Source organism: Salmonella sp. A1325 (assembly GCF_056991255.1).
Window position 1 is genome coordinate 1 of sequence record NZ_JAMLWO010000039.1, and the last position, 341, is coordinate 341.

A 341-nucleotide genomic window follows, 5' to 3' on the forward strand; every position below is an offset into this window, starting at 1 on the left:
AACCTGCCCATGGCTAGATCACCGGGTTTCGGGTCTATACCCTGCAACTTAACGCCCGGTTAAGACTCGGTTTCCCTGCGGCTCCCCTATACGGTTAACCTTGCTACAGAATATAAGTCGCTGACCCATTATACAAAAGGTACGCAGTCACCCCACCACTAAGCCCCCTCTGCTTCTTTTGCGGTTGAACGTCGCTTTCGCTCCGTTAACTGTATCCTCAGCAAAGGATGCGTATGTGGAGTTCACCACTGGCTTAGTGGTGGGGCTCCCACTGCTTGTACGTACACGGTTTCAGGTTCTTTTTCACTCCCCTCGCCGGGGTTCTTTTCGCCTTTCCCTCA

1 rRNA gene is annotated in these 341 nt (G+C 52.8%); it reads right to left on the reverse strand.

The annotated features are described in order from the left end of the window. Positions 1-341 (reverse strand): 23S ribosomal RNA (locus NAZ64_RS22430); the annotation flags it as partial.